The organism is Flammeovirga yaeyamensis (assembly GCF_018736045.1).
Taxonomy (GTDB): Bacteria; Bacteroidota; Bacteroidia; order Cytophagales; family Flammeovirgaceae; genus Flammeovirga; species Flammeovirga yaeyamensis.
The window spans coordinates 3,291,707-3,316,278 of sequence record NZ_CP076132.1 but is presented as its reverse complement, the minus strand read 5'-3'; the positions used below and the strand labels follow the sequence as shown (position 1 = coordinate 3,316,278).

The following is a 24,572-nucleotide window of genomic DNA, read 5'->3' as shown; positions in this document are numbered from 1 at the left end:
ACCATTAAGTAAAGCCTTGGAGATGATCCGGGGCTTTTATCATATCACGACTCCCAATCCTAACGCAGCCCCAGAAAAGTTAACACCTTCAATATTCAAAGAATTGTAACCACCTTGAAGATAAAAGCGGTGGATGTATACTTTCATGCTAATACTTCCTTCAGTCATTCTAATATCGTTGTCAAACTTTGAAATATACCATTCTGTATAGAGACTTACAGGTTTGAATATGTATAATTCTGTCCCTAGGTTATAATTATAACCAGATAAACCGTCATCAAGAAATAATTGAGAAAAACCAACACCAACCCATGTATCTATTCTAGTAAATGAGAGGATGTGGTAAGATCCATTTAAATATAATGTGCCTAAATTTTGAAGCTGATCTTCTACTTCTTCCTGATAGAGGTTACCTTTTGCAGATGCACTAATCTTATGAGAAAGGTTTAACCTTGTCTTTATATTACCTCCTTGTACATATTCTGTACCCATAAAATAGTTTCCCTCGATCTCGGTAGTAAAGTAGGATTTTGATTCTGGGTTTCTTGAAAATTTACCTCCTCCTTTTTTATGATATGGGAATCGTTGTAAGAGCAAAGGATGCCCATATATTTGAGTGAGTTCACTTTCCGAAGGAATAAAGCTGAATAGTTCTAATACCTTTTCAAGCATAGCAGCAAAATCTTCATCGGAAGAACTGCTGGAGGAAGAAGTGGAAGTACTTTGGGTATTAGATTCCTTTTTTTTGTTCACGTTCTTTCGGACTTGATCTATCTTGCTTTGGGCAAATATGAGAAACGGGAAGTTGATTAGGAAAAATAATAGGGTAGTTTTCATTGTAATATTTAAAAAATCGTTCAAGTTAATGACAGTTTGTAAGTTAAAAGTGCCAAAAATTGAATCATTTGATGAATATTACAATGTTTCGTATTTAAAGATTGTGAATAGCAAAATAGTCACTCACCATCAACTTATATATTTCCAGAAAAGGTGTAACCCTTCAACAACGGAACAAATCATAAACCTCTCATCCAAAGCAGATCTGATTATTCATTATCCTTTCGGTCAACTCAACTTCCCCAAGGAGGGGTGGAACCCCTCCTTGAGTAGTATTAGTATCTTGATATAATTATTAGGTAAGTAATCATCACATCACCACCCCAACCCCAAACATCACCCCAGAAAAGTCCACTCCAACAATTCGTAAAGAATTATAACCACCCTGAACATAAAACGATTTCATATACCATTTCAATCCAATTGTACCTTCGCGCATGTCTACATCATCAGATAATCCAGAGAAGTACCACTCGGTGTAGAGGCCGACTGGCTTAAAAAGGTAGAGTTCGGTACCCAAATTCATATTTACACCAGAGTAGCCATCGTCTAAGAAGAGGTGGGAGTAACCAATGCCTATCCAAGCGTCAATTCCTGTATAGGCAAGTAAATGATAGGAAGCATTTAAATGTAAAGTACCCATATGATCATAGGTGTTTTCATTAATTTTTTCTTGATAATAGTTCCCTTTACCGGAGATACTAAACTTAGGAGCAAAGTTTAACCTTAGCTTCATATTACCAGATTGTAAATTTTGCATCTCTGTAACATAATTCATCTCGAATTCTGTTGTGAAAGAGGTTTTGGCTTCTGGATATCTCGAAAATTTACCACCACCCTCCATATAATAAGGATATTTCTGTAATCGTAAGGGAGCACCATACATTTGTGTAAGTTCTCTTTCTGATGGAATCGCATCAACAATACCCATCACAAGTGTGCCTAATACAGAAAAATTATTATTGGAATTGGAATTACTAGAGTAAGAAGTTGATGAAGAGGAAGACTTAGAATAAGTTTTCGTATCCTGCTTTTTAATATTTTTTCGAACTTGATCGATTTTTCCTTGAGAAAAAGTGAACAAGGGGAAGAATGTGAATAGAAATAAGAGAGTAGTTTTCATGCTTTTGTTTAAAAAATTTTTCAATTTAATGACAGTTTGTGAGTGGAATATGACAAAATAATAGCCGTTTATTTAACTTTTAGGGCATTCGTGTTAAAGAAATGTGAATAACAAAATTCACCTTAAACGGGAATTAATATTCGTTCTGAGTCTTAACAAACAGTTCATCGAGTTTAAAAATTTGATAATACACATTGTGATTACTTTTAGAAATGAGTCCTTCATTTTTGCGTCAGCAATTAATTAAAACAAACGAATGTACAAGACTCTTCTATTAAGTATAATTTTTTATCTGACATATAACTCTTCTTTATTAGGACAAACTATTAAGGGAACTATTACAGACGAAAGTGGGGAAGCACTCATTGGTGCATCAGTAGTTATTGAAGGGACTACTAATGGAGCAATGGTGGGGCTTAACGGTATGTACCTTATTAAAGGTGGACAGCAAGGAAGTCAAATCACTTTAGTGGCTTCTTTTATTGGATTTGAATCACAAAGAAAATCAATTCAGTTAAACGGAAATACAGAAGTTAATTTTGTATTGAAAACGGATCAACAAGAATTGGATGAGGTGGTAATCATGGCACAAAGAGAACTTGATTCTGATGCCAGCGCCAGAGCAACCGAGCAACATTCAGCAATGGTATTGAATGTAGTATCAGCAAACACTATAGAATTGTCGCCGGACCTTAATGTGGCAGATGTGGTGCAAAGAATTTCAGGTGTATCTTTAGAGCAAAGTAACGCAGGTGTAGGTAGTTATGCTATCGTTAGAGGTATGCCCAAAAGGTATTCATATACTTTAGTGAATGGAGTGAAGATTCCTTCTCCCGATAATAAAAACAGATATGTACCTCTAGATATGTTCCCTTCGGAATTATTGGATCGTATTGAGGTAACAAAAGCATTGACACCAAGTATGGAAGGTGATGCCGTAGGTGGTGTGATGGACTTGATCATGAAAAATGCCAAGGATAATTTCAGCTTCAAAATCAATGCTTCAGGAGGTATGTCTTCTTTATTTATGGAAGGCAGCGGTCAGGATTTCCTAACTTACAATCAATCGTTGACAAATAGAGTGGCTCCACATCATAGAGCAGTTGAGGGTTATGAAGCTACCTTTAAAGACTTTACGACGAACAACCTAGTGCCTTCCAAAAAGACAAATCCAATTGATTTTAATATTGGTACATCCATCAGTAATCGATTTTTTGATGGAAAGTTAGGAGTTGTAGTTGCGGGTAATTATCAAAAACTCCACAGAGGATCTGATACTCACTTTTACAGTATTGGTTTTGCGGATATTGTCAACAATGTGATGTCATTAAATACGTATCAGCATAGACAATATTCATCAGAAATGTCTAGAGGTGGTGTGCACAATAAAATTGATTATATCTTCAATAATAAGCACAGTATCAGTATGTATAATGCTTTGATTTTCGAAAGAGAAGATCAAGTTAGAGAGACAGAGCGATTTAGATTATGGGATGGGGAGTACAATCCAGAAACTAATTCAGGTACTGCTTCTTTAATTACTCGTATCAGAACGACTGAGCAAAAAATCTATAACTCTACTTTACAAGGTAATCACCAACTTCTGCCAAATTGGAAACTGAATTGGTCGGGAGTGTATTCCATCGCTACGAGAAATCGTCCGGATCAAATGGTGTTTACACGAAATGCATCTTATGTAAATGGAGTACCGAAGCAAGTAAGGGTAGAAGACTTTGGTGGTCAGTATAGACAGTGGGAAGACAACGAGGATAGAGATTATACGGCCTATATCAATAACATCTTTGATTTAAACCGCTTTGGAGAGTTGAAAGTCGGTGGAATGTACAGAGATAAAGCACGTACTAACTCTTATATCCGATACAACTTCAAACCACTAAACGACGAAACTAAAGTGGACGAAGATTGGTACTACAATCAAGTAGATTGGGTATTGACGAACCCTAGAGGAGGTCAGACCAACCCTCTAAATTATGATGCTCACGAAAGAATTTTGGCGTATTATGGAGAGTATAAAATCGCTCCATCAAAGAAAACAGAAATTGTAGGTGGTGTAAGAGCTGAACATACGGACCAAGGGTACGAATTAAGATATCCTCGTTATGGTGAAGAGCCATCAGCCTCTCAGGAGTATGTGGATTTCCTGCCTTCACTTCATTTCCGTTACATGTTAAATGAAAAATCTAATCTTAGAGCTTCTTACTTTAGATCGGTTATTCGTCCGGGATTCTTTGAGATTATCCCTTACGAAATCGGAGCAGAAATTTCTGATAGTGAATTTGCAGAAAGAGGTAACCCAGACCTAAAGAGAACGATCACAGATAACTTCGATTTACGTTATGAAATGTTCCCAGGGACTAGAGATAATCTTTTCATCGGTGCTTTCTACAAAAACATTATGGATCCTATCGAAAACGGTATTGTGGTCGATGAAAAGGGAAACACTTTTGTACAGCCAGGAAACTATGGTACGGCAGTCAATTACGGACTAGAAGTAGATGCCACAAAGTATTTCAGAAGCTTCGGTATAAAAGCCAATTATACCTACACACACTCTAGTATTACGACGACAAAGATCTTGTATACTAGAGAAAATCCGGAAGATAACTCTTCGAATATCGTTCCATTACAAGTGGATCAGGAGCGTCCGTTACAAGGACAAGCAAGACATATTGGTAACGTTTCCTTACTTTACAAGAACCAGAAAAATGGATTAGACATTCAATTGGCGAATGTGTTTACAGGTAAACGTATCGAGCAATTAATGGTCTATTACGAAAAAGACTATTGGCAGAAAGCCATGTGGCAAATGGACTTCTCCATGGAAAAACACTTCGATTTCGGACTGACAGTATTTGTCAAAGCCCGAAACTTATTGGATACACATCGTATTCTTTACATCGAAGAACCTTCAACAGAAAATCAATCCAAATATCCGGCTCAAGGTGCTCCAGGAGATAACTTGGTAGTTAGAGACGATCGCTATGGTCGCAACTTCCAAATTGGATTAAAATACAAACTATAACTTAATCTTTCTTATTTATTAATCGTTCAAAATGAAAAATTTAAACAACTTCTTGGTGAAAGGTGTATTCTTCCTTTCAACTCTTTTCTTCATGTTCTCTTGTACAGCAAACGAAGAAGATTTATTAGGATCTGATGATGATGATACAGAGACTCCTGAAACTCCAGGTGGAGAGGAAGAAGAAGCTGAAGATATTAGTATTACTTCTACTTATGTAATCTCAGAAGATGAGACTTGGGAATCAGGTATCACAGTCAATTGGGGTGGTCACGTGGTGATCGAAGAAGGCGTAACATTAACTATCGAGCCTGGCGTTAAAGTATTGGCGAACAAAACTGCTGCTCCAGAATTCTATATCAAAGGTAACTTGCATGCATTAGGTACTGCTGATGAGCCTATCTATGTAACAGTTCCTGAAGCTGACAGAACAGAAGCAAACATCTTCAACTTACAAGCTTGGGGTGGTTTTATCTGTACTTCTACAGCAAAAACTTTCGTGATGGATCACGTGGTTATGGAGTTCGGTAACGCTACGCTAACAGACGACCATATCTCTATCCAAGAAGGTGTAGTAGACATGGAAGTTGGTGAGCCATCTTACGGTTTCTACTCTGAAAATCCAGAAACAAAAGTAATCGTTCATAACTCAGTAGTTGCGTATATGTCAGACGATGCTTTCCGTCCACAAGGTGGTCAAGTTTCTTTCTACAACAATGTATTTGCTTACATCGGTTCAACAGGTGGTGAGGCATTAAACATCAAAAAAGGTACTACAGGCGATATCGCTTATAACTTATTCTACCACATCGCTACAAACGGTCCTAAGTGGTCAAACAAAAGTGGTGTAGATGTACAAACGAACATCAATGCTTACAATAACACTATCGTTTCAGGTGGATGGAGAAGAAATAAATCAGGTCGTGGTGGTTCTGTAAACATCGAAGAAACTGCTAGAGGAATGATCGTAAACAACATGATTGTAAACTGTCGTTACGGTGTGCGTGTGGTAGGTGATGCCCTTGAAGGTACTAACGTTGATATGGAAAACACTACAATCGACAATCAATACTACTATGGTAACCACGCTAGAATGACTTCAGAATTTGCTCCAAGCAATGGTTTCTTGACAGAAATTGCTGAAAACTCTATCGCAGGTAACGATCCAATGTTTGAAAACTATGATGTAGTAAACGAATTCACTATCTCTTTAACAACAGAAGACGACGAATTCCCAACTCCTAACGAAGACAAAACTTTTGATGAGTGGACAAAATTTGATTTCCACTTAAAATCAGGTTCTCCAGCATTGGACGCTGGTTCTGTAAATGTTGAGCCAATGTATGGTTCAATTAGTGTTGCTGGAAAAACATATACTGTTCCGAGATCGGCGGATTACATTGGTGCTTTTGGTACAAAATAACTTAAACCAATTATCAATTTATTTAGGGGAACCACGGAAGTGGTTCCTTTTTTTTCAAACATACAAGCGGGTGTATGCGATACGCCCTTACTCACACCATGAGACACATTTTATCATTTTTTTTATTGGCGTTGGTTGCATTCTCATGTGACACCACCACCAACGACGAGATCGTTTACGTTCCAGAAGGACCGGTATTTGATACCAAGTTCCCCATCACGGTTTTACCTACCGCCGAGGAATTACAATCTGATAACACTTTATTTCTACAGCCCATTCAAGATATTATCGATGCCACCCCATCAGGTGAAGACTTGTATATCAACATCTTTAAATTCTCTCAAGGTACATTAAGAGAAAACATTTTAGCAGCTCAAAGGAGAGGAGTAAACGTGCATATGATTCTTGATTCTGACGAGGTGAACAATTACACCGCTAAAGTTTTTCAAGACAGCCTCACTACATTTTTGAGATACAATAATTACCTCGATAGTAAGGCGATTAATCATAATAAGTACGTGCTCAGCTCGGCCATTAGCACTTCCGATTCTCTTAGAAGGAATATCGTACTATCGACAAGCTACAACTTCACAGCAAGTGATAATTCGAAATATCAGGATATGCTCCTAGTTGATAACGAATTTGTGTACGAGTCATTCCTCCATAATTTTCATCAAATGATTGAAGTAGAAGAGGAGCAAACCCTCCAACATTGGAACTTCTTATGGGTAGATAACAGCGAATACAAGGTGGGTTTTCTTCCTAAAACATCAGGCGCTGATATCATCATGGATATATTCGAAGAAACTTCTCCCGAAGCAGAAGTGATCATCATGAATTCAAAATGGGAAGACGATAGACCCCAATTAGTTTCCACATTACAAAGATTACTTGATCAAGGCACAGACCTGACTATTATTGCCCCACCATCAAGAACCGATAACCTCGATAAAGACTGGCAAAACCGATTAATCGAATGGGATCAGACCTACGATAACTTTACCCTTAAATGGATCTCCTCACCAAGCATCCACAACAAAACCATCTATATTAACGACGGAGAAAACAGCTGTGTATGGACCGGAGCCCACAATTTCAGAGCAAGATCGTTGCGTTTTAATAATGAATCGATGTTGAAAGTGAGGGATGTTGAGGTTGTTGAGGCGTATCAAAAATGGCTTTTGGAAATTAAAAATTAGTTGGAAATTAAAAATGAAAAACGTAAAATGTTAAGGGTAACGTGGAGGTGGTTCGTTGTCAACACTGGCGCAGATGTTAAGCGAAGCGACATCTGTAGATTAGGTAGTAGGTAGCAAGTAGCAAGTAGCAGGTGCTGAATTTCCGCTCCTCATAACGCGGGCACGAGTTTGGAAACTCGTGCTAGATTTAATGCTTTGGATGAATTATCTTAGATCACATTCCTTAACGTGTCGACTTCAGTCACTCGTACACGAACCACTTACAGGAACCTCCTTCAAAAACCATCTCCACGTTACCACTAACATTTCACGTTTTTCATTTTTAACTTTTCATTTTTAATTTATTCCAAATACCTCATTCCATCGACAAAAATATTGTAATAAAAGAGCCTTTTTAACACCGAACTCTACAATAAATGTGTCATATCGTACAAAACATGTAGCATTCCGTCCAATGTTTTCTTAAAAAGTGAATGATAATTCACAAAGTGTCATTTATAATGTTATATTCGCTCACGTATTTACGACTTTAAAAAATTAACTACTACTTTTTTCTATTCTAATGAAACACCTTTTACTCGTTGCGACCCTCATTCTATGTGGGCAATTTTCATTTGCTCAGGATTATAGCAAAGATGTAACCTTCACAGGGGATAATGTAATTAATGCTACACAGACAACAAGTGCAGCCACCTCCGACATTACTTATTTAGCTGATGGAGCAAGTTACGATCTAGAAATCAAAGACAATTCTACTTTTACTATTGATCTTCAAGGTACATACACCCTATCTACTCGAGGTACAGGAAATACCAACCCTGGGGTTAACGCTGTAGAATTAGTTATCCGTGAAGGCTCAATGCTTATTATCGATGGGAATCTGGATATAGGTACGCATACCGACATCACCTTGGAGGGGAACATGATTATTACAGGCGATTTATTAAACTCAGATCGTTCCGATAATGGAGGTTTTGGCGATATAGATATTAATGGTAATGGCCTTATCTATATTGGAGGACAGGCGAACCTCGATTTTGTTGATCCTGCTAACGCTAAGAATATTTTCATCGAAGAAAGTTATGAAACACCAAACGATGGTTCCAGGCTTTCTGATGAAGAGCGAGCATTACTTGATAGAAATATTGGCTCTAATCCGTTTTCTACAGACGATGGATTAAATGTTGATCAACATAATTATGATTTAAACCTATGGGAAGGAGCTCAAATAGATCCAACAGATCAAGGAAATGGAGAATTAACAACAGAGCCATTTACAACAATAAAAGTAGTAACTGCTTCAGGGTGGTATAATCAATACATCAAACTTAGAGGAGAAGGATTTGATGATGGTGAATTATCATCGAGTTCAATCTATTTTAATAGCAAAATTACCAGCCTTGATGAGTTGGAAGATATTCTTCAGAAAATCAAATGGTCTGTGAAGAATGCCACTGTAAATGATAACGTATTGTTGCATCACGGAGGCTCGGATCGTGATGGTTTTACTGATCCAATAAAAACGGAAATCACCGATTACTTCGCAGACACTCGTAAAATTATAGTTTCCTTTGTCGATGGAGCCTCTGAAATTGAATACATAGCGTCTTCTAGCAAAATGATGGCAGCAACAGTCGAAGAAATCATCATCAATACAGATGATGGGGATTTACCGGTAGAACTTATTTTCTTTAATGGTATAAAAAACGAAGATCAAACTATAACACTAAACTGGGCAACAGCCACAGAAATAAATAACGAAAAATTTGATGTCTATAGATCAGTTGACAAAATCAAATGGGAAAAGATAGGGACAGTTACCTCTCAGGCAGGGAACAGTAATTACCGAATAGATTACAATTTTATAGATACCGATCCTTCAACTAAAAATTTTTACAAACTCGTTCAAGTGGATTACGATGGATCATCAGAAACATTTGGACCAATTCAAGTTATCTCTGAAAATACAGGCTTACTTACTGTGGAAGTTTTCCCGAATCCACTTGCTAACCAGCAAAAAGGACAACTTTATATAAAAGGGATGTCAATTAATACCCCAACTCAAGTGAGTATCTACACCAAATATGGTAAACTGATAGATACTTTTACTATCACCGAACAAAACCAAACCTCTTATATCCAACCTTTAGAATACAACCTTCCTTCGGGAATGTACTTTCTTAGAGTAGTGAATGGAGTTGAAGTGGCAAATGCTAAACTCCTTTTGAAATGAAAAGTTAAAAGTTAAAAATGAAAAACGTGAGATGTTAGGGGGTAACGTAGAGATGGTTCGTGGCCAAACTAATACTGGCGCAGATGTTAAGCGAAGCGACATCTGTGCCTATAGACTTTAGAGGTCTCCCGACCTCGTTTTTTAGGTAATATGTTTAAAAAAAGTAAGAGGTAAGAAGTAAAAGGTAAATGCGAGATTGAATTCTCAAAAACTCCTTCATTAAATGTTGAATTCAGTACTCTGGAAATAGAATATGAGTAACTAATAAGTAGTAGGGAATAACTGATAAGCGAAAAGTTACTCTGATTTTTCGATATCCACTTTCCTCAGCGAGTCGACTTCAGTCACTCGTACTCGAACCACTTACACGAACCTCTTTCACGCCTTACTTACACGTTACCCTTAACATTTCACGTTTTTCATTTTTCATTTTTAACTTTTCATTCATAAAAAAAAGGTTGATTTCATAAAATATGAAACAACCTCCGTAATTGTTGTGTGAATTAATTGTCTAATTTCTTTCTTCCTTAAATACGAAAGACCCGATACAGTCGCCATTCGGACTAAACTGTCGCATGGTCAGCTCATCTTTCTCGAATAAGCCTTTCTTGTAGGTGATCATCACCATTACGTGACCATCGGAAGTATTTTCAGTATATATCTTTTCTCCTTGAATTTTCTCTCTGAAATCATAGGTATTGATAAACGGATTTTTATCATCTCCACCCGTAATGAAACTTAATTCGATGTTATCTTTATTCACAATTGCGTCTACTTCCAATCCAGCAAAATGAGCTTTTTCGATCTCCGTTAAACGAGGATAAGCTTCCATCTCCGAGATTTTAAACCTTGTTTGTGCTTGAGAAGAAACTCCCAAACCTACAAATAACAGTAAAGCAAATAGTTGAATTAGTTTCATACGTTTTTCTTATGGTTCACAAATACAAACGCATATCCGATGAAGATAATTGATTCAGTTATAAGTTATTAAGAAAGTAGGAGATGTACAAGTTTTCAACTTGTACAAGTGAAGAGTGAAGAGCGAGCTTTAATTCAATTAAAAATGAAAAGTTAAGAATGAAAAACGTAGAATGTTGAGGAGAAATTGTAGATGGTTCGTGTAAGTGGTCCGCGTACGAGTGACTGAAGTCGACTCGTTAAGGAGAATGTGGTATTAGATAATTCATCATTTATATCTAGCGCAAGTTTCCGAACTTTTGCCCGCGTTATGAGGAGCGTAAACTCAGCACCTGCTACCTACTACTTGCTACCTATTACCTAATTTTTCTTTTCATTTAGAATTCCAAAGTTTCTAAAGTCCAAAATGAGGTATAATTGAAACGTATTATTACTTCAACCAGACACACATGGATAAATTAATTACAATTCTTTTTAGTTTACTTCTCATCACTACTACTAATGCTGATAACCGATATTGGATTGGTTCGGGGACATCTACGTGGAATGATGTGAACAATTGGTCGGACGTTTCTGGAGGATTGGGGGGATTCTCTGTACCGAGTGCTTTAGATGATATCTTTTTTGATAATAAAGGGTTAGCAGATGTACTTCTTGATGCCAATTATGAGGTGGCAAGTGTATCGATTGATGCCAATTATACGGGGACGATTGATTTTAATGGATTTACTTTAACGGTATCTGGAGCTGGGGATATTCAGATTTTAGGGGGGACATTGGATAATGGTTCTTTGGTAGTAAATGATGCTGACAGAGATTTATTATTTAGAAATACAATGATAAATGTTGATGTGGTGGCCAGCAGTGGTAAAATATATTATTCGGGTGCTACGTTTGGGGAGACGGTGAGTTTTACGCTTACTGGGGTGCCTGTTAATCCGCATTCGAATGGGTCGAGTACATTTAAGAAAGCGGCGACTTTTATTCATAATTCTTCTGGTTATTGGGAAATCGCAAGTAATCAAACCAATTTATTTGAGGGCGATGTGAGGATAGAAAATAACGATACTGGTACGGTGATGTTGGTGAAGGTAGGGACAACAACAATTAAAGGTGATCTCACCTATCTCAGTACTACGAGCGGGGCGGTATCAAGTAGTTTGTTGTCGGTAAATAATATCGATGCGAAGTTTACTATTGAGGGAAATGTGCTACTCGAAACACAAAGTTCGGCTGATGATGAGTTGATCAAATTTCCGGTAAACGGACAAATCACTATCGATCAAAATTTGACGGTACGTAATTCGGCTACTTCAGATCAGTCGTTGATCTATTTGAGTGGAAATGCAAAATCTAAAATCACAGTTAATGGCAACTTACTGATAGAAAACGATGGGTTGACAGGGACAAAAAAAGAAGTGAGGTTTCCCGATAAAGGAGAGGCCTTTGTCTTCGGTACTTCGGATATACAGAATACGTCTACGGCGAATCAGAATCTAATTGTTTTGGGGAAGAGTGGTGATGCTACTTTTCATCAAGCGGTAAGTATTACCAACAATGCAGTGAATACTAAATCGGAGGTGGTTGTTGCAGAATCAGGTCAGTTTATCTTTAATGGTGATGTTCATTTGATCAATAATGCAACAGCGAATAGCTCATGGATAGAAGTGAGTAAAAACTCGGGGACGACGGTTGCTTTTAACGGTAATGTGATATTGGAAAATACATCGACAAATAGCGATTATATCCGTTTTGGCGCACAAGGGGGAACTTCCACTTTGGCGGATACTAAGGTGATTCAGATTAAAGATAACGATCCGAGCAACTATCAAACAGATCTCAGCATCAATAACCTCACGCAGAATGGGACTACTACACAGCAATTGTCAATATCAAATGCTTTGTTGACTGTGGCGGCCTCTACTTTTAATGGAAATATCACTTTAGAGGCACCCGAAATTTTAGTATCAGATAGTCACTTTTATGGGGAAACAAGCATAACACAGTCGGGGAGTAATAATCTGAACTCGACAGGTAATAATCAGTTTTACGAAAATACGACGATAAGAAATACGGGTACAGGTACGTTGAGGACGGCCAATAATAATGGCAATATTTATCATAAAGACGTGACGTATCAGACCACTTCTACGGGGACAATTGAGGAGACTTCGGTATCGAAAACGGAATATAAAGGGGATGTGTATTTAAACACTACCTCGGTGGTTGAATTGGCGAGAGGGGTAAGTGGAGTCGTGGAATTTAACGGGACTTCCAACCAAAGTATAATCGATTTAAGTGGAAGTTCTTCTGCTCGTATATCTAGTCTGATTGTCAACACCGATGGAGAGCTTACTGTTAGTGTGCCGACCATAGTGAGGTATCAAATAGATTTCACTAAAGGGTTGGTCAACACCGATATTTTCAATACGCTTGAGCTGAGCAATGGAGGAGTGGTCGCCAATGTTTCAACGACTTCTCATGTGGTAGGTCCTTTTACAAAAGTAGGGTTGGATGCGTTTACCTTTCCATTAGGTGATGCTACGGCGCTTCATCCCATTGGTATTAGTGCTCCACCAACAAGTAACTCCAGATTTACAGCAGAATTTTACGCAGGTTCATCAGGATTAGAAGATAAAGAATTGGGCATCGAAAATGTGTCGACTTGCGAATATTGGAAGCTTACAAACACTCAAGGTCATGCCGTAAATGTGGATATTACATGGGACGACTGTTCCGATATCGGAGATTATACCACTTTGGGAGTAGGACGATACGTGAGTGGGGAATGGGTAAATTACGGAAATGCAGAGCTGTCGGGAGACGAAGCGGCACAACGTGTGACCTCAAGTTTAACCCTTTCCAACCTAGAGGATGGAGAAAATTACATCACTTTCGTTACCGCAGATCCATCCAACGATTTACCAGTAGAGTTAATCGATTTCGGAGCATCAAAAGAAAGCAATACCGTTAAACTAAGTTGGTCGACAGCCACTGAAATCAATAACGACCGCTTTGTACTCAGCAAAAGTACAGACAGAAGAAATTGGCAGGAGATAGGCGAAGTGAAAGGAGCCGGAAACAGCCAAACCCTCCTGCACTACAAATTCTTTGATGATGAACCCATAACCGGTACAGTCTTCTATCAACTAAAACAAATTAACTTTGATGGCACCGAGGAAATCTTCCCATCCATCCGTCTTCAATCCAACGATAACGATATTTACTTATACGCTTATCCTAATCCATTCCAACATCAATTCACCATAGAAAGCAACGATCTTGACCCCTTCCAACTATTTGATATGATGGGCAGGGAGGTGACGGAATCTGTTGTTGAAATCTCATCTTCGGAAAATAAAATCACGCTTGAAGCTGGTATGTTAGAAAATGGGGTGTATTTTTTGAAAACGAGATTAGGGAAAGTTGTAAGGGTTGTAAAAAAGTAAGAGGTAAGAAGTAAGAGGGAAGGGATGGAATTTTTATGGAAGTTGTATTGCATTGTCCCATGTTTGGGTGTGAGGAGAATATGAGTTGAATTAATAAGTAATAGGGAATAACTAATAGGAGTGGTTATTTGTATCCGAGGAGAGTATAAAAAACACCTAATTTATTTGAGCATATCCCATTCCATGTTCTTCATGTGCTCCATGTTCTCCATGTACGGACGTTGCACTGCAACGTCCCACGAACCGGATGAATAGTTGAGATTAACAATTAACTGTCAGTATCAGATCTGTGTAATCAGTCCGTGCAAGAATTTACCAAAGCCATCTCGTTGGACACCGGAGCTCTTAGAGATTTTAGAATTAACTTAAGTAAAAAATAGGCGATGAGAACAATTAATTCTCATCGCCTATTTTAGCTATTAACTATATGTGATAAATTTATTTTCTTTTTAGTCTAACTTGGTAATCCAGGAAGCAATACTAAATGTATATCCTATTTGCATTTGGGTAAAGGCTTTATTATTTCCCCAATCGTGCATAACCATCATTCTTGCGTATATACTATTAGAGTTTTTATCGGGATTTGGATGATATTTCAGGTCAAAATATGTGTTACCATAGAATTGATAATGGTTTTTTTCTGTTTCACCTAAAAGAGATTGCCAATAAAATTGATATCTACCACTAAATACAAAATGTTCATCCTGATAAATTTCCAGGCAAGGTTCTACAAAATAAGAATATGCTCTGACTTTTTTTAATACAGAATCTTGTGAAAAATAGACATCAGACATTTTTTGATCAATACCACCATTAATTGAAAAGTTTGTTGAACCTAATTTTATTTTCATTAAGTTGATTGCTGCAGATACTTCAAGGTATGAAAGTTGATTAAACCTTATTTGGCTAAATTGATTCTGAAGAGAGTCGCCACCTACTTGAGTAGAAAATTGATCACTATTTTCATTTGTTATTTGATTTTTAGTTGATGATCTATCGATAATTTGATATTTACTATCATCATCAAATTGAGACCAACGGAATTTCAGATCAACAAATGAGAAGAATAAAAATCGATTATTTGTGGCTTTCCAATGCTTTTTATTTAATGAAATTCGTGAATTAAATTCAGTTGATAAATAGGTATTTTCCTCCTCACCAAATAATCGTAAAACATCTGTAAAAGCCGTACCGGTAATATAATTATCTATTGAATTGACTTTTTTAATCTCAAAACTTGGATTTTCTTGATTAAGCTTTACATCCTTAAATTCAATATTAGTTTCTAGGTTTTCAATATTAAAAACTTCATTAATATGGAAATAACTATTTTCGACTCTATTAATACCATCTGAGGTTTTATTAGGTTTTAGATATATTTTTTCTCCGATTTGATCTTTATAATCAATTCGACCCATTTTGATTAATTGCTTATCAAGCTGGATATGACCTTTTGTAATTAAATTGTCTCTTATTTTTAAGACAACAGATTTAATTTTTTCTTTTCTATATCCTTTAGTTCCAGTAATTGTAAACTCATTCGTTTCATTTTTTTTGCTACCCTCTAAAAAAGTATCTTTATTCTTTATTTTACTTTCATTAAACCCCATTTCTTTAGAGCTAATTAACTCTGAAAGTTTGATTTTTTTAATGTCTGAATTAGCAGTAGTAGAATCATTTCTGCTTAAAGAGTCATAACTATTATCAACTTCTATTGAGTACCAATTATCATATAAATCAGAAAGAGACTTATCCAAATTCTTTGCATAAAGAATTGTGTCATTGTAGTTTATCTTAATTTCAGAAATCAAGTTTGTATTAGTATTGCTTTTGACAAATGAGTAATATTTTACTTTATCATTTTTAATCTGGAATAATTTATTTTCGTTTTCTAATAAGTAGGAGTATATCTCATTTGAGAAATCATAATAAAATCCATTGTTGGCTTTTAGAAATAAGGGTTTATACCTTAAATCTTTATAAGATTCTATTGAATCAATTTTGAAATATGAAAAGGTCCTTTTTTGAGAATCTTTAATTCCTATAGAAGTAATCTTTTCGTTTTCAAGAGATACTTTTACATTTTCTGTTACTATACTATCTGAATATAGTTTAAAGTAATATGTAGAACTTTCACTTGATGTGATAACAGTATCTTTTACTGTTTTTGTTTCCTTTTCAATAAGGTTTACAGTAATAGTAGTAGTATCACTGCTTTTTAAAACTTCATGTAATTTAGCTTTGTCGTAAGAGTATATTACAGGAATAGAGTCCGTCTGTCCAAACGTCGTAAAGGGCACTGAGAACAAGACGATTAGTAGAAAAAATGTAGTTTTCATTGCTTTATGAGAAATTTGTTAATAGCTGCTGCAAGTTATTTATAATTAATTGTATTACAATAAAACGATGAAGTTATTTTTGATTTTGTTGATTGATAATTAAATAGATAGGTATGGAAATTAAAAGTTAAAAATGAAAAGTGAAAAACGTGAAATGTTAATGGGTTCGTGTAACCGGTACGTGGGACGTTGCAGTGCAACCTCCGTACAAGATGCTTTCATAAGCTCTACTTTTTATCTGCTATATACAAACTAAAAAAAGAACCAAGGTTTCAGATCGAAGTTTCCCAAACCTCAGTTCATAATATTATGCCTTATTAATAGTTAGTATATTAAGAACCAAGGTAGAAGTAGCAGAGATTTTAAGTTAAAAACGAGCGTTAACTCAGCACCTACTACTTGCTACCTGCTACCTACTACCTAACAACCACCCCAAACGCCTCCAACATCTGGTCCTGACCTTTCAACGCCACCTCAGCCACAAGAATGATTTCATTCATTTTTGCTTTTAGGTCATTGATTTTTTCTTTTTTGGTTTGCGTAAGATTTTGAGCTTCTGCTTTCAATTGGAAGATACGAGATCTTAGAAGAGCCACTTCGTTGATGAGTGATTTAGTTTCGTTGATGATGTCTGTATTAAGGCGAATCATCTTGATTTTTTCTAGTACTTCTTCGTTAGCCAATAAAGCAGAATAGAGCTTATCTGTTTCATTGATAAAATCGATGGATTTTGTTTTCATAACTATATCTAGACCCAAAGCTTTGTAGGTGGTTGCTTCGTTTTTGAACATACGCTTTAAGGCATCACGATGTGCTTTGTAGGTATCGCTCAGTTGGGCACTTTTCATTTTGTACTCTTCCGATAATTGTTTCACCTCAAGATCTTTCTGATCATTCTCTTTTTTGATGTTGCTTGCTTCCTCGAAGAAAGTCTTGCCTTCCTCAATTTTTTTTGCATCATAGCCAGAAAGTTCCAATTCTTTACGGATAGACTCTACAGTAACGGCGTTGGTGTAGATAATTTGTGCACGGTCTAAAAGTTGTGCTTCAGTTAATTTGCTTAATTGCATGACATTAAATAGTTAGTTAAGCTGTTTCTGTTGTACTGTGATTTGAAAAGAAGAGTTGTTTCTTTATGTCATCTTGAAGTATGAATTCCGATCCAAATTGTACAAAAAGGCAACGGAATTGGACGAAAACCGACCCGAATACCTCAAAAACCGAGACGAATTGGATGAATCCAAGGCGTTATTGGACGTCGACCGACTCGAATACCATGAATTCCGACCCGAATTGTACAAAAAGGCAATGGAATTGGACGAAAACCGACCTGAATACCCCAAAAACCGACTCGAATTGGACAAAAAGGCAACGGAATTGCACAAAAACTGACTCGGATAGGGCAAATTCCTATCTAATGTCTTTGAAAAATTCAATTCAATGCCTGAAACCCAACCTCAATAGATCAAATTCTTTCTTTTCTAAATACATTCTTCATCTGGGAGATATAAATCGTTAATAGTGAAGAGTGAATCATCGTTGCAGTAAGAGAGAATAGCTTAGCAGTGATAAAAAAATTAAACTATACCCTAACTTTTGCAAGTTAGGTACACTGTTGATTAACAATGCGATGCAAGTTTAATAGCTATTGTGAATAAATACAAATGATTAGTAGTTTTTTTCTTCAACGTATCACTGGTACGTTCATCGCCCTTTCATTTACGATACAATAAAAAAATAGAATTATTTAAAGTGCAGTTACGTTGCACAGGTGTACTACATCTTTACCATCAGATAAGAAAAGATCCATTCATATCATATATAATGGATCATTATTAAAATAGATTTATGGCTAGGTAAATAAAAAGGTATTCATTCTTATAAATAGAAACTATTTAAGAAATGAACCCTTTGTACTGACGTTGCATTGCAACGTCCACGAGCCACTTTAATTCACTTGATAATTTAAACTAAACAACAAAATGGAAAAATTAACCTTCGTAGAAATCACAGAAGACAACTTCCTAGAAGTAACTCAAGACATGGATGCTGAATGTACTGAATACATTAAAGGTGAAAGAGAATTAGGTATGCACTTTTATGACAATTCTCCAATTTGTGGTTGTGTTTCTGGAATGATGTGGTTCAAAGACAAGCATGAATTATTCTACAACCTTTGTAATGGTAGTTTCATGTACATGGATTATTCTTCACCTGAAGATTATAAAGAAGAGATAAACGAAATTAGAAAGCAGCTCCAAGAAAATTACGAAAAAAAACCTCCCAACGAAGAAATCTTTCGGTTAGTCAATTCACTTTTTAGAAACACACAAATTGATTGGTTGGGTACTTTTGAAGATCTTTATAAATACAAAGTATTAATGTCTTATGATCCGGATATTAACCTGTATGGGAAGTCTGAAAAAGAGATGAGAGAGGAGTTGATTGAGAAGGTGAATGAGGGAGTGTGTTAAGGTAAATTTTATCTAATAAATGTAGATTTAAGAATTATTTGAAGAATAATAGTAATGAAAATTAGTTTATATTCGTATAAACAAGTGAATTATTGAATAGTATTGGTTTTATGTATCCAAATAGACTAAAAACGAAAGAAATATTCATTATCCAAAGTTTATAAAATTCTACGAATATATAAATTCACTATACTTTATAAAAAACTATAATAACTGATTTTACTTTCAAAAAAACGAACATCATGTTGGAAAATTACTCATATAATGAGGATGTAATTGAAATTGTACCACCAAAGGCAAGTGCAATGATCAATACATTTCGTGCCATAGGTTATGATTTACCAAGTGCGATTGCAGATATAATTGATAATTCGATTACCGCAAAAGCTAAAAATATATGGATAAATTATCATTGGGATGGAGACAAAAGCAGGTTAATTATAAAAGATGATGGTTTAGGTATGTCTAAACTAGAGCTTATTGAAGGAATGACTCCAGGTAGTAAAAATCCAAATGATGAAAGAAGTGATGATGACTTAGGGAGATTTGGCTTAGGTTTAAAGACAGCTTCTTTTTCGCAATGTAAAATGCTTACTGTTGCAACTAAAAAAGTAGACATGCAAGTAATTAAAAGATGTTGGGATTTGGATTTTGTCAATAAAACAGGTGAATGGAAACTACTAGATTTTATTTCAGATATAAATTTATTAGATAATCTAAATGATGTCAAAAGTGGGACAGTTGTTATTTGGGAAAAGTTAGATCGACTTATTGGGGAAGATATTTCAATAGATAATGAGGTCGTTAAAAGTGTTTTTCTTGAAAAAATTGAAGAAGTAGAAAGACATTTGTCAATGGTTTTTCATAGATATATTGAAAAGGGAAAAATTAATTTATACATGAATGGCTACAAATTAGACCCATGGGATCCCTTCATGAAAGGTGTGATCGGTGGAGAGGTGTTGGCTACAGAGGAAATGTATAATGGTAGAGTAAAAGTTAAAGGTTATATTTTACCACATGCCTCCAATTTATCTGAAGAACAATTAAAAAAAGCAGAAGGTCATCAAGGTTGGTTTGAGAGTCAAGGATTTTATGTTTACCGAAATGAAAGGTTATTAATTCATGGAGGTTGGTTAGGTATGTTTCCAAAAATGGAGCATTATAAATTAGCTAGAGTACTTATTGATATACCTAATAATACTGATTTTGATTGGCAAATTGATATAAAAAAATCAACTGCTATTCCACCTTCTTATTTAAGGAAAGACTTAGAAAAAGTAGCTTTAATTGCGAGAAAAAAAGCATCTGAAGTACATAAGTTCAGAGGAAAAGAAGTAATGAGAAGGGCAAATTCTACAGCTATAGGTGCTTTCCAACCTTTGTGGAATGTCGTAAAAACTAGAGAAAATGGCTTTTTATATTCCATAAATTATAAACATCAATTAATTGACCGAATATTAAATAATGATACAATAACTAAGAAAGAAGTTAAACAGGTTTTAGATTTTGTTAGTAAATCTCTGCCTGTAGAAACAATTATTCAAAACCAATACGAAGATCCTCAAAAACATGATTTGAGAAAACCATTTAAGGAATTAGATCCAAATACAGTAAATATTGCTAGAACTATATATACCATGAAACTGAATGATGGTTTATCTCAAGATCAAGCAATTCAGCATATACTTAATATGGAACCTTTCAATAACTATCCACAACTAGAAGATACATTAAGAAATTAATTTTAATTATGGAAGACTTATACAGAAGTGCTCAGAATATTATTCATATTATGTTGAATAATAGTACAAAAGATGAGGATGCAATTAACAATGCTATTAATAATGTTATGCTAATGCCTGATTATTCTTCATTAGATAAAGGTGAAATGTTGGAAATGATTTTGGCAGATCTTAATATTAATACTAAAGAAACTACAGAACTTGTACATGATAAAGTTAAACCTTGGCTGAATGATGCAAAACACACTATAAAGTGGGATTATTGGAAAAGATATAAAGACTACCTTTTAAGAAAAGATGCTTCATTTCCAGTTGATTCAATTGATGAACAAACAGATAAAATAATCGATAAACTTGTAAAACCTGAGAAAAATATTTCTTGGGATAGAAGAGGTTTGGTAGTTGGACATGTACAATCTGGTAAAACTGCTAATTTCATTGGGTTAATTAATAAAGCAGCAGATATTGGATATAGTTTAATAATTGTAATTGCAGGTATTCACAATACCTTAAGGGCGCAAACCCAAAGTAGAATAGATGAAGGTTTTATTGGTAGATCTAGTATCGATTTGATAAATGGTAATAGTGGTAGTAAAATAGGTGTCGGTAAAATACATGATGAAGGAATTATTCCTATTCAATCTTTTACATCTGCAGATGATGAGGGGGATTTTAATATTGATATCGCAACAAGGTTAAATATTAGTCTTGATCAAACTAAACATCCAGTAGTATTAGTAATAAAAAAACAAAAACATGTTTTAGAAAATCTAATTTCATGGTTAACTAGGTTTGCTAATGCTACACCAGAGGGTAAACTGAAAATTAGTAATATACCTATGCTAATGATAGATGATGAAGCTGATAACGCTTCTGTAAATACATCTAAAGAAATAGAGGAAGCAAAAACAATTAATAGACATATCAGAACCCTTTTAAATTTATTTAATCAAAAATCATTTATAGGGTATACAGCAACACCTTTTGCTAATTTATTTATTCCGGATAATTGGAAAAACGAACACCTTAACCTAGTAAAAGAAAAAGAGTATGAAGTTGGTCCTGATCTTTTTCCTAAAGACTTTATAATAAACCTCCCTGCACCTAATAATTATATGGGAGCGGCTCAAATCTTTGGTTACAGAGATATAGAAAAAGATATTGATATTGAAGGTTTAAATATTATAAGCTATGTAACTGATCAAGAACCAGAATTTCCACTTGTTATTAATAAAAATAATAAAGACGATTTACCCGATACTTTACCTCAAAGCTTAAAAGAGGCTATTAAAGTCTTTGTTTTATGTTCTGCTGCTAGAAGAGTAAGAGGACAAGGAAATAAAGACCATTCCATGTTAATTCATATTGGTAGATATGTGGCATGGATAGATAGAGTAGCTAGATTAGTAAATAATGAATTAAAAGAAGTCCTTAGAAACATTAAAGAAGGAGGAATCTTAAAGGAACTAGAGGTATTGTTTTATGAGAAAATTGATGCAACTACACAACACATTTTAGAACAAAAAGGTAAGTATATAGACCCTAAGATAAAGCATCTAAAGTGGGAAGATGTCAAATCGGAATTAATTTTAGCTGCTACAAAAATAGAAGTAAAAGCAGTACATGGCAGAACAAGTACAAGAGGTTTAGAATATACCAATGTGGGAAATCTAAATTACCATGATTATGAGAAAGGGTATTCAGTAATAGCAGTTGGCGGAGATAAAATGTCAAGAGGAGTAACTTTAGAAGGGTTAATGATAAGTTACTTTTTGCGTACAACAAAAATGTACGATTCTTTAATGCAAATGGGAAGATGGTTTGGTTATAGACCAGGATATGGTGATTTGTGTAGATTATATACAACAACAGAATTGATGGAATGGTTTAGACATGTTACCATTGCTACAGAAGTTATGAGAGACGACTTTGATATGATGTCATACCAAGGTAAATCACCTAAAGACTTTAGACTAAAGGTTCTAAATAGCCCAACAAAACTTGCCATAACATCAGCAGGAAAAATGAAAGAATTTGAAACTTTGAATATTTCATTTTCTGGATCATTATTAGAAACATATTCTCTTGACAGATCAATAGGTTCGTTAGAGAATAATCTTAAACAAGCTGAAATTTTACTTTCGAAACTGAAAATTGATGATGCCCATAAAATAAGTAATAACTTTTTGTGGAAAAATAATTTTGATACAAATATTATCACTGAATTTTTAGCTGGTTTTATCTCCAACCAACCAAATATAAATGGTGATATTTTAAATCAATATATAGAAAAGCAAGAAGGTTTAGGAACCATAGAACAATGGTCAATTGTATTAATTAATAATTCTTCCAAGAATGTGGTTTATAGAAGCTTAGACTCTAATAAAAAAATAATTTCAAAAGAAGCTCCAATAAATAACTATAAAATTAAAGTTGGTAGTGAACCTGTTGAGTTAGGTTTAACTGTTAGAAATGATATAAGTGATACGAGATATATTGGGAATTTATATCAGATCAATAAAAACTCAATTACAGGTTCAAAAGATAGATATATTGATCTTGATCAAAATGGAATAGGATCTTCACCTAAGAAAGATGTTATCAAAGAAAGAAGAAAATCTGAGAAAAAAGCTGTATTGATAATTTACCCATTAGATCCTAAATCAACCGAAACAGAATTTGATAAACCAATTATAGGTTTTGCCTTATCATTTCCTGAACAGGACAACGATGTGAAATTAGAATTTTCTGTAAGAAAGTCAGGATCTACAGATATAGATAAGGGATTTGAAATGGAAGAAAATTATGAAGTATAGAATAAAAGAAATTTTTGAGCAACAGACGAATCAATCCGAATTGGAAGTTGATTTTATTACAAATAAAATAAACTCTTCTCAATCCGTTAATATTTCAATAGGTACGATTTTAATCACTGGAGCAAAGACTTTAGTAATTGACTTGTCTGACTCTGTATCAGTGAATGATGAAATGTTGAAGTCATTCAAGGGAGTAACAATACAAAAAATAATTAGAAAAGATTCTAGAAATAATATTACGTTCATTCTTCAAGATTCTACTTTGTATGATATTTTCTGTTTGTTTATTAATGATGTTGTAGAGGAATGTAATGACAAAGAAAATGAACAAGAGATAATAACTATTATTTATCGTAAGATAACAAAATGGTCCCAACTTTTTGGGAAAGTTAGAAAAGGAGGTTTAACACCAAACCAACAAGTTGGACTTTATGGAGAGTTGTTATTCATAAAACTACTACTAAAAGAAAAAATTGATTCTTTTGATGTTATTAAATCATGGGTAGGACCACAAGGTGATAATCAAGATTTTTTTATTAACAATTCTGCTGTAGAGATTAAAACTTCTATTAAAAATCATCCTTTAATAAAAATAAGTAATGAGTATCAATTGGATAAAACTAATAGAGAAAACTTACACTTAGTTTTATTTGAACTTGATAGGAAAAATAATGATGATAATACCTTACCAAGTCTTATTTATGAAATTGAACACTTATTAGAACATGATTCATTAATTGAAGGGTTTTATTCTAATTTAGAAATAATAGGGTATCACCCAAGTGATGATAAATTATATTCTAATACATCCTATTATGAAAAGAATATTCTTACTTATGAAGTTACTGATGAATTTCCGAAAATTTTGTCATCAAATACTAATAAACAGATAGTAAATATTTCTTATGAAATTGAACTATCAGCTATACAAAACTATATAATTGACAACAACAAACCTTTTGATATTTACCTATAA

The 24,572-nt window shown here is 34.7% G+C and carries 15 protein-coding genes; 10 read left to right on the top strand and 5 right to left on the bottom strand.

What is annotated here, in order from left to right; genetic code table 11:
* Positions 1-39: 39 nt before the first annotated feature.
* Positions 40-753, bottom strand: coding sequence for a hypothetical protein (locus KMW28_RS12995; protein WP_169663039.1), 714 nt, complete (start codon positions 751-753; stop codon positions 40-42).
* 394 nt (positions 754-1,147) lie between these two features.
* Positions 1,148-1,960, bottom strand: coding sequence for a hypothetical protein (locus tag KMW28_RS12990; RefSeq protein ID WP_169663040.1), 813 nt, complete (start codon positions 1,958-1,960; stop codon positions 1,148-1,150).
* Positions 1,961-2,216: 256 nt separating this feature from the next.
* Between KMW28_RS12990 and KMW28_RS12985 the strand changes: the two genes are divergently transcribed.
* From KMW28_RS12985 to KMW28_RS12970, 4 genes are all read left to right on the top strand, one after another.
* Positions 2,217-5,003 (top strand): TonB-dependent receptor, encoded by a 2,787-nt coding sequence (locus tag KMW28_RS12985; RefSeq protein WP_169663041.1) that lies wholly within the window; start codon positions 2,217-2,219, stop codon positions 5,001-5,003.
* 31 nt (positions 5,004-5,034) lie between these two features.
* Positions 5,035-6,423: a hypothetical protein gene (locus KMW28_RS12980; protein WP_169663042.1), complete on the top strand. Its 1,389-nt coding sequence runs from the start codon at positions 5,035-5,037 to the stop codon at positions 6,421-6,423.
* Positions 6,424-6,521: 98 nt separating this feature from the next.
* Positions 6,522-7,622, top strand: coding sequence for a phospholipase D-like domain-containing protein (locus KMW28_RS12975; RefSeq protein ID WP_169663043.1), 1,101 nt, complete (start codon positions 6,522-6,524; stop codon positions 7,620-7,622).
* Positions 7,623-8,184: 562 nt separating this feature from the next.
* Positions 8,185-9,855, top strand: a complete 1,671-nt coding sequence (locus tag KMW28_RS12970) for a T9SS type A sorting domain-containing protein (protein ID WP_169663044.1) — start codon at positions 8,185-8,187, stop codon at positions 9,853-9,855.
* A gap of 511 nt (positions 9,856-10,366) precedes the next feature.
* Here the strand turns inward: KMW28_RS12970 and KMW28_RS12965 are convergent.
* A complete protein-coding gene (locus KMW28_RS12965; RefSeq protein ID WP_169663045.1) occupies positions 10,367-10,774 on the bottom strand; it encodes a hypothetical protein in 408 nt (135 codons plus the stop codon).
* 448 nt (positions 10,775-11,222) lie between these two features.
* Between KMW28_RS12965 and KMW28_RS12960 the strand changes: the two genes are divergently transcribed.
* Positions 11,223-14,222 (top strand): T9SS type A sorting domain-containing protein, encoded by a 3,000-nt coding sequence (locus tag KMW28_RS12960; protein ID WP_169663046.1) that lies wholly within the window; start codon positions 11,223-11,225, stop codon positions 14,220-14,222.
* Positions 14,223-14,671: 449 nt separating this feature from the next.
* Here KMW28_RS12960 and KMW28_RS12955 read toward each other — a convergent pair whose 3' ends face one another.
* Together KMW28_RS12955 and KMW28_RS12950 are read right to left on the bottom strand one after the other, a co-directional pair.
* Entirely contained in the window at positions 14,672-16,561 is a 1,890-nt protein-coding gene (locus tag KMW28_RS12955) for a hypothetical protein (protein ID WP_169663047.1), read from the bottom strand.
* Between the two features lie 416 nt (positions 16,562-16,977).
* Positions 16,978-17,631: a hypothetical protein gene (locus KMW28_RS12950; protein WP_169663048.1), complete on the bottom strand. Its 654-nt coding sequence runs from the start codon at positions 17,629-17,631 to the stop codon at positions 16,978-16,980.
* Between the two features lie 97 nt (positions 17,632-17,728).
* Here KMW28_RS12950 and KMW28_RS12945 point away from each other — a divergent pair, with 97 nt between their 5' ends.
* From KMW28_RS12945 to KMW28_RS12925, 5 genes are all read left to right on the top strand, one after another.
* On the top strand, positions 17,729-17,953 hold the full coding sequence (locus tag KMW28_RS12945) for a hypothetical protein (RefSeq protein WP_169663049.1): 225 nt from the start codon (positions 17,729-17,731) through the stop codon (positions 17,951-17,953).
* 590 nt (positions 17,954-18,543) lie between these two features.
* Entirely contained in the window at positions 18,544-19,035 is a 492-nt protein-coding gene (locus KMW28_RS12940) for a hypothetical protein (protein ID WP_169663050.1), read from the top strand.
* Positions 19,036-19,277: 242 nt separating this feature from the next.
* Positions 19,278-20,780: an ATP-binding protein gene (locus KMW28_RS12935; protein ID WP_169663051.1), complete on the top strand. Its 1,503-nt coding sequence runs from the start codon at positions 19,278-19,280 to the stop codon at positions 20,778-20,780.
* 8 nt (positions 20,781-20,788) lie between these two features.
* Entirely contained in the window at positions 20,789-23,596 is a 2,808-nt protein-coding gene (locus tag KMW28_RS12930; protein WP_169663052.1) for a Z1 domain-containing protein, read from the top strand.
* A complete protein-coding gene (locus KMW28_RS12925) occupies positions 23,586-24,572 on the top strand; it encodes a PD-(D/E)XK motif protein (RefSeq protein ID WP_169663053.1) in 987 nt (328 codons plus the stop codon). Before KMW28_RS12930 ends, KMW28_RS12925 begins: the two co-directional genes overlap by 11 nt.